This is a genomic window from Methylobacterium sp. WL64 (assembly GCF_008039945.1).
Lineage (GTDB): Bacteria > Pseudomonadota > Alphaproteobacteria > Rhizobiales > Beijerinckiaceae > Methylobacterium.
In genome coordinates, this window is sequence record NZ_VRVA01000185.1 from 1 (window position 1) to 7,121 (window position 7,121).

The following is a 7,121-nucleotide window of genomic DNA, read 5'->3' on the forward strand; positions in this document are numbered from 1 at the left end:
CGCCTCGACGGCGGCGCGCCGGGCGTCGCTGATGTCGTAGCCGATGACCGCGAAGCCCTTGCGCGCCAAGGTCGCCGCCATGCCGAGACCCATATTGCCGAGCCCGACGACACCTATCGTCTCAATGATCATCGCTATGCCTCCCATTCGAGAAACAATATCAACTGCTCATGCCGTTGCTACAAGACGCACTTTTTGAACACGCCGTTCTTGTTAAGGGAACGCTCAGGGTTATAGCTGAAGGCGACGAGATTTCCGCCATCAAGTCAAAACTCAGATGTCTCATCATGCATCAGAACGCGCTTGATTTGCAATTTATCTTAGATTAAAACGACGTGAAATTGCAATACTCCAAATCATCTATTTCAAGTCAGTCGCTCGAAATAGCAACGCGTACCTCGCCTAACTCTTGATGCGCGCACCCTTACCGTACGATCGAAGTCAGAACCCAATCTGTCCTCGCGACCATTCCAGAACAAAACATCATCTCAACAAAGCTGCATATTTCCGTGAGCTTACCTAAAGATGGATCAAGGCAGAGAGAATGTGATTTCGACAAAAGGCCACCTTTCGCCAAATTTGCCATAGCTGAAGCAGGAAAGTTTACAAAAACAATGGATGAGAAAGAGAAAGCCCGGCTAGCCGCGCGTGCCAGACATCAATCAGTCGACGCCGTTGGGAAAGGCGATTTCTCAAGCTTCGCCGCCATGGATATTTTCGATCACCGCTTCTTGCGTGAATTTCTCTTCGTCGCTCGCGAGGGCTCGGTCCGGAAAGCATCAGATCGACTTAACATCGCACCGTCTGCGATCAGTCAACGTATCTCCGAACACGAAGAACGGCTCGGCATTCGGCTTTTCTCTCAACATTCCCAAGGCATGCACCTCACAGATGCGGGACATATCCTTCTCGGTCATGCCAACTTCCTTCGGGAGGAGCAGGCCTTCGTCCTAGATCGATTGGGACAGTTCCGCGAGGAAACGCGGCGGATCGTTCGCCTTGCTGTCGGCGAAGGGTTTGCCCCGGATTTGATGAAAAACGGATTGCCCCCACTTACGAGCAAATACCCGGAAATCAATTACAATATGACCGTCGCCGGCAGCGACGCAATAGTCAAGATGGTAAGCCTCGGACAAGTCGATATCGGCATGGCCTACAATCCCATTTTATTGTCGGGCACGTATTCCCTCGCGATCGGACGTCAACCGTTGTGCGCCATCGTTCCCCGAAACTCTCCGCTACGTGAAATCAAGCATCTAAAATTGTCGGACGTTTTGACTTCATCTTTGGCTATATTGAATAGCAACCATGCAATCTACCACTTAGTTGCCCGCGCAGCCAGCGATCGCGGCCTCCCGCTCGTTCCGGTGATCGAAGCGGACTCAATCTCGATGATGATCAATTTCGTCACCGCCGGCCTCGGCGTGACCTTCCTCCCGCGCTTTAGCGTTCTTGTTCCGAACGCGCGTGATGAATTATCGGCGCTTGATACTGTAGAACCAGCCTTACAGACCGCAAGTGCGCATTTGATTGTTAGAGATCGCGCCCGAATCCCGAAGACTGTCGGCATCGTGAGCAGGATACTGCAAGAACACATGACAGCATTTTGTTCATAAAGGCTTGAGAGGACTTTGCAGAAGATCCATTCCGAAGAACTGTTTGGCCTTGCTCACCAGCCATGCATAAGGCAAATTGCTGCCCAGCGTTTGGGCACCGTGATTACGGATTGCCCATTTGATAGATCATGGATCAATCGAATGGGAGATGACGAGTGCTTGCGCGTATATTCAAATCTTTCAACAAACATGGTCGCGAAACAACTAATTTAAACGTTAATCGCCTCGATAAGTTCCCGCGCTATCAGCGGGAAGCACTTGATTGGATTGAACTCGGGCTTATCATGGGCCTACGGCGATAGAGGCCATTTTTCAATTTGGCACGTCGAGCTTAATCTACCAATCAACGTTCACGACATGACCGCCTCGCCCTCACATTAAGAGGTCCTAAAAACGGCATCAAGATCGTTTTATGACGTTTAGATTGACCCCGGCGCCGCCAACAAAATACAAAGAGTAATTGTTCTAGACCGACCATCATTCAAAAAGCATTGAATCACCTAGCACTACTTTGGCAGATTGACTTCAGGGTGGCAGATTGAGAACGGCGTCACAGTGCGGGCATCGCCGCGGTGGTGGCTGACTGAGGTGATCCAGGATGGCTTGGCGGATCGCCGGCATCGAGGGCTGGGGCGGCGGGCAGGCGCTTCTTTTTTTTCCGCCCCGCCGCTGCGAGGCGTCGGGATTGCAGGAAGGCATAGGCCATCATGGTCATCAGCGCGTGCCGATGCAGCCCGGTCCAGGATCGGCCCTCGAAGTGGTCGAGGCCGAGTTCCTCTTTCATCTGCTGGTGCGCCTGCTCGCAGATCCAGCGCGCCTTGATCGTTGCGGCCAGCTGCTTGAGCGTTGCCTCGGCCGGCAGGTTTGAGAGGTAGTATTTACGCTCGCCCGAGCCTCGCTCCTCGCGCACCAGCCAGACCTCGTCGCCGGGCAGATGCTGATTGCCTTGTCCGCCGATCCGCTGGGTCGGGCCATCGGCCATCCGCACGCGCAGCGCGCAGAAGCGAGCCCGCAGCCGGCCTTTGGTGCCGCGTCGCCAGGTCACCAATCGGCCGCTCATATCTGCCAGGATCGTCTCCGCCGCGATCGAGACCTGATCCGGCACATGACGCTTGCGCGGTCGCCCCCGCCCCGCGACGGGGAAGATCATCGTCACGTCGGCCGGGTAGACCTTGTTGCGTCCTGAGATCCCGACAGCCCAACTCAGGCCACGCGCGCTCAGGGCTTGCTGGAACGGGGCGGACCCATACCCTGCATCGGCCAGCACGCAGCCGAAGCGCACGCCAGCCTCCCGAACCCGGTCGATCTCCGCAACCGCGATCTCCAGTTTGGTGCGGGCCGCGCGCAGGCCCTCGGGTACGCCGGCCGATACCATCCGATCCGGGTCGCCCGTCCAGGTCTCGGGCAGGAACAGTGCCAAGCCGACTGCTACGGGCACTTCGCCACGCGCCAGCGTGAGCGACACCAGTGTTTGGCAGTTGGCGGTCTTGCCCAGCGTCGTGGCGTATTGCGGTGCGACCCCAACCGAGCGGTTGCCCTTCTTCGGCAGAGCGGTGTCGTCGATGACCAGGATCGCATCCGCACCACCGACGAGGCGATCGGCCTCGCCGAGAAGAGCCCGCTGAAGCGGAGCCTCATCCCAGATCCCGGCGGCGATGAAGTGGTGCAGCCGATCATAGGGCACACCCTCGGCCCGCGCCGCCATCGGCTGGACGCTCTTGCGGTCACCCAAGCCGATCAGACCGCTCACGTAGAGCGGGCACATAGCCCGACGCGCCGGATGTGACAGTCCCGCAACGAACGGCTGCAGCCACCGGTCCAGATCCTCACGCCATCCGCCAGCACCTGACATCGCGAGCACCCACGCTCATGGCCGTGGCAGGCGAATCCGCAAAAACCTCCAGCGTTCCCTCAATCTGCCAAAGTAGTGCTAGGTCGCTCGGAGCCTTGACGCGCGCGTCGGCTGTCGGACGGGGCGAGATTCAGAGGCCTGCGGACCGTGCAGGCTGCGGCGCCCACGACGGACGTTCCCCTTCGAGTGCCCGCGTATGCCCCTTCGGAGAGACGACGTCGACGGCCGCGGCGACCGGCCCGAACTGAGCCGGGGCAACGGCCGCACCTTCGTCGCGCTCGCGCTCGCCGCCGCAATCCCCGTGCTCCTCCTCAGCGCCTGCGTGGCCACGCTGATGGCGCAGCAACAGCGGGACCTGACCCGCAGCGCCGCGGTGGCGAGCGCGACACGCGTCGCTGAGCGCGTCGCCTCCGACATCGCCGCGCAGATCGGCGTCCTCGAAGCGGAGGCTGCATCCGCCACCCTCGACAAGCCCGACCTCGCCGCCTTCTACGCCGAGGCCGAGCGGCTGAAGGCGGGGCGTCCCCTCTGGGAGACCGTGGAACTGGCCGATCCGGACGGCCGCCAGGTCGTCAACCTGCTCCGCTCCCTCGACGACGACCTGGGCCCCACCGCCGACCGCGGGAGCTTCGATACGGTGGTTCGGACGCGGCGTCCCGTGGTCGGCGGCATCGGCCCGGTCGGCCCGGTCTCGGGCAAGCGCCTCGTCGCCCTGCGGGTGCCTGTCATCCGGGGAGGCGGCCTCCGCTACGTCCTCTCGGTCGGTCTCGCCAACGACGCGGTCAGCTCGATCCTGCGCGACGCCGGCGCGCCGGACGGCTGGGTGGGGACCATCGTCGATGCCGACGGAAACACCATCGCCCGCACCCGCGCCGAGGCGGAGGAACTCGGGCAACCGGCCGACGCCGCACTCCAGGCGGCGATCCGGCACGCGCCCAACGGCTTCTACTCGGGCTCCACCTTGGAGGGCTCGAACGTCGAGGTCGTCTACCGGACGCTGGCGGATACCGGGCGCTGGTCGGTGCATTTCGGGATGCCGGCCGCGACGCTGAACGCCCCGGTCCTGCGCGCCTACCTCGTCCTGGCCGGCGGCAGTGTCCTCAGCATCGGCCTCGCGCTGGCGCTGGTCGGCCTGGTGGGCCGCGACATGGCGCAGAGGCGGGCCGGCGAGCGCGCGCGGTTCTCCCTGGCGCTCAAGTCGAGCGAGGAGCAGGGCGCCGTCGCCGCCGAGGCCGCCGAACTCGGAACGCTGCGATGGGATATGGTTCGGGACACGGTGACCGGGTCGCCGCGCGCGGCCCATCTCCTGGGATGGCAGACCGGCATCCCTGAGTCCGGCGAGACGGAGGCCGATGCCGGCAGGGTGATCGGGATGGTGCATCCGGACGACCGCGCCCGGCTCGCCGACGACCTGCACAGGAGCCTTGCGGACGGGGGCGCGCTCGACGTCGAGTTCCGGGTCGCGGGCTCGCCCCCCGCGCCGCGCTGGGTCCGCCTGGCCGGCCGAGCTCCGCGGCTGCACGGCGCCGCCGCGGCCGGCTTGATTTACGGCGTGGTGTCCGACATCGAGCCGCGCAAGCGGGCCGAAGCGGAACGGCTCGAACTGCTCCGCCGCCTCGGCGAGGCGCAGGAGAACGAGCAGCGCCGGATCGCGCGCGAGCTCCACGACCAGGTCGGCCAGACCGTGACCGGGCTCTCACTTGGCCTGAAGGGCCTGGAGCGGCTCCTCGCAGCCGGGGGCGCGACCCTCGAGGCGGGGCGTCAGGTCCAGTGGCTGCAGGCCCTCGCCGGCGAGATCGGGCGCGACATCCACCGCGCCGCCGTCGACCTGCGCCCGACCGCCCTCGACGACCTCGGCCTGCAAGAGGCCCTCGCCACGCAGTTGCGCGAGTGGGGCCAGCGCCACGGCGTCCGCGCCGACCTGGAAATCCTCGGCGAGCCCGTGCGCCTGCCGCCCTCCGCCGAGAGCGCGGTCTACCGGATCGTGCAGGAAGCGCTCACCAACGTCCTCAAGCATGCCCGGGCCGACACCGTCAGCGTCTCGGTCGAGCACCGCCCCGGGGAGGTGCGGGTGATCGTCGAGGATGACGGCGTCGGTTTCGATCCCGAGGCCGTTTCCCAATCTCCAGCGGACCGCGCGCCGGCCAAGCCGCGCCTCGGCCTGTCCGGTATCCGCGAGCGCCTGTCCCTCCTGGGCGGCGGGCTCACGCTTGAGAGTTCCCCGGGCGTCGGCACGACGTTGTTCATCGCCATCCCCGTTCCGCCAGCGCCCTGCGCATGAAGGACCGATCCATGGGCCGCATCCGCGTCGTCCTCGCCGACGACCATCCCATCGTCCTCGCGGGCATCCGTGCGCTCCTGAACGCCGATGCCCAGGTTGAACTGGTCGGCGAAGCCACGAACGGCGGCGAGGCGCTGCCGCTGATCCGGTCCGTGGCACCCGATGTCGCCGTGCTCGACGTGTCGATGCCCGGCCTCAACGGTCTCGAACTGACGGAGCGCGTCACCGGCGAGTGTCCGGAGACCAAGGTGCTTGTGCTGACGGTCCACGAGGATGCCGCCTACGTCCAGCCGCTGCTGAAGGCCGGCGCCCGGGGCTATCTCCTGAAGCGCTCGGCGGCTGAGGACCTCCTGCGGGCGGTCCACGCCGTCGCGGCGGGCGGCGTGTACCTCGATCCGTCCGTCGCCGGACACGCCGTGGGGGACGGCACCGCGACGGCGGCGGGGTCCAAGCCGGCCGAAACCGGCGAAGCGCTCAGCCCGCGGGAGACGGAGACGTTGCGCCTGATCGCGCAGGGCTTCAGCAACAAGGAGATCGCGCGGCGCATCGACGTCAGCGTGAAGTCTGTCGAGACCTACAAGGCCCGCGCCGCCGAGAAGCTCGGCCTGAGATCCAGGGCGGAGATCATCCGCTACGCCGCAGCCCAGGGCTGGCTGGACGCGCTCACCCTCCGGTAGCGCAGCACGCGTCCGCAGCGTCGCCGGATCGGGCCGCGGGCGCGGCAGGGTCGCTGAATTCCACCTGCGCGCGTGCGACCGTCTTCGCCTGGAACCTGGGGCTGTCCAAAGTCTTGTCAGCGACAATCAAAGACTTCTGAGGATACGCTTATGAAATCCGTTGCCATCGCCGTCGTGGCCACCCTCGCCCTGGCCGTGCCGGCCCTCGCCGCCCCGTGCAACACCGGGACGACGAAGGCGAAGGACCCCACCCCGGGTCAGGTGAACCCGAAGAGTTCGGACGTCGACAAGTCGAGCCAGAACCTGGCTGGCGGCCAGCAGCCCGCCTCGCCCGGCACGGTCGGCGCGATGAACGCCGCAGGTGCCAACCAGATGGTCGGCCAGAAGCCGGGATCCGAGGCGAAGACCGACCAGGGCGCCGGCGTCGGCACGTCCAGCAAGAACCTCGCTGGCGGCCAGCAGCCGGCCTCGCCGGGCACGGTCGGCGCCATGAACAACGCGGGAGCCAACCAGCAGCTCGGTGACAAGGCCGGCAAGGGCGACGATTGCTGAGCCAGGCCACGTATTTAGAGCGCCTAACAGAACCGTCTGATCTGGTTGAGAGTGATGAGGCTGGCGGCGAGGCTCGTGAAGGCCTCGTAGATGTCTGCGCGTCGCTCGTAGCGGATGGGCAATCGACGGAATCGGTTGAACCA

6 protein-coding genes and 1 pseudogene are annotated in these 7,121 nt (G+C 64.4%); 4 read left to right on the plus strand and 3 right to left on the minus strand.

Annotated features, from left to right (window positions below; genetic code table 11):
* Positions 1 to 132 (minus strand): NAD(P)-binding domain-containing protein (locus FV242_RS31680; protein ID WP_246692981.1); only part of this gene is annotated, 132 nt, incomplete at its 3' end.
* Positions 133 to 614: 482 nt separating this feature from the next.
* Here FV242_RS31680 and FV242_RS31685 point away from each other — a divergent pair.
* A complete protein-coding gene (locus tag FV242_RS31685) occupies positions 615 to 1,616 on the plus strand; it encodes a LysR family transcriptional regulator (RefSeq protein ID WP_210248986.1) in 1,002 nt (333 codons plus the stop codon).
* Positions 1,617 to 2,166: 550 nt separating this feature from the next.
* On the opposite strand, the gene FV242_RS31690 is transcribed toward FV242_RS31685, so the two are convergent.
* Positions 2,167 to 3,468: an IS701 family transposase gene (locus FV242_RS31690; RefSeq protein WP_147941698.1), complete on the minus strand. Its 1,302-nt coding sequence runs from the start codon at positions 3,466 to 3,468 to the stop codon at positions 2,167 to 2,169.
* Between the two features lie 196 nt (positions 3,469 to 3,664).
* Here FV242_RS31690 and FV242_RS31695 point away from each other — a divergent pair, with 196 nt between their 5' ends.
* The 3 genes from FV242_RS31695 to FV242_RS31705 all read left to right on the plus strand — a co-directional run bounded on the left by FV242_RS31695 (position 3,665) and on the right by FV242_RS31705 (position 6,978).
* Positions 3,665 to 5,749, plus strand: a complete 2,085-nt coding sequence (locus FV242_RS31695; RefSeq protein ID WP_147941696.1) for an ATP-binding protein — start codon at positions 3,665 to 3,667, stop codon at positions 5,747 to 5,749.
* An 11-nt stretch (positions 5,750 to 5,760) separates the two neighbouring features.
* On the plus strand, positions 5,761 to 6,426 hold the full coding sequence (locus FV242_RS31700) for a response regulator transcription factor (protein WP_147908640.1): 666 nt from the start codon (positions 5,761 to 5,763) through the stop codon (positions 6,424 to 6,426).
* Positions 6,427 to 6,576: 150 nt separating this feature from the next.
* Positions 6,577 to 6,978, plus strand: coding sequence for an exopolysaccharide production protein YjbE (locus FV242_RS31705; protein ID WP_147908641.1), 402 nt, complete (start codon positions 6,577 to 6,579; stop codon positions 6,976 to 6,978).
* 23 nt (positions 6,979 to 7,001) lie between these two features.
* Here the strand turns inward: FV242_RS31705 and FV242_RS31710 are convergent.
* A pseudogene (locus FV242_RS31710) lies at positions 7,002 to 7,121 on the minus strand (IS5/IS1182 family transposase); the annotation flags it as partial.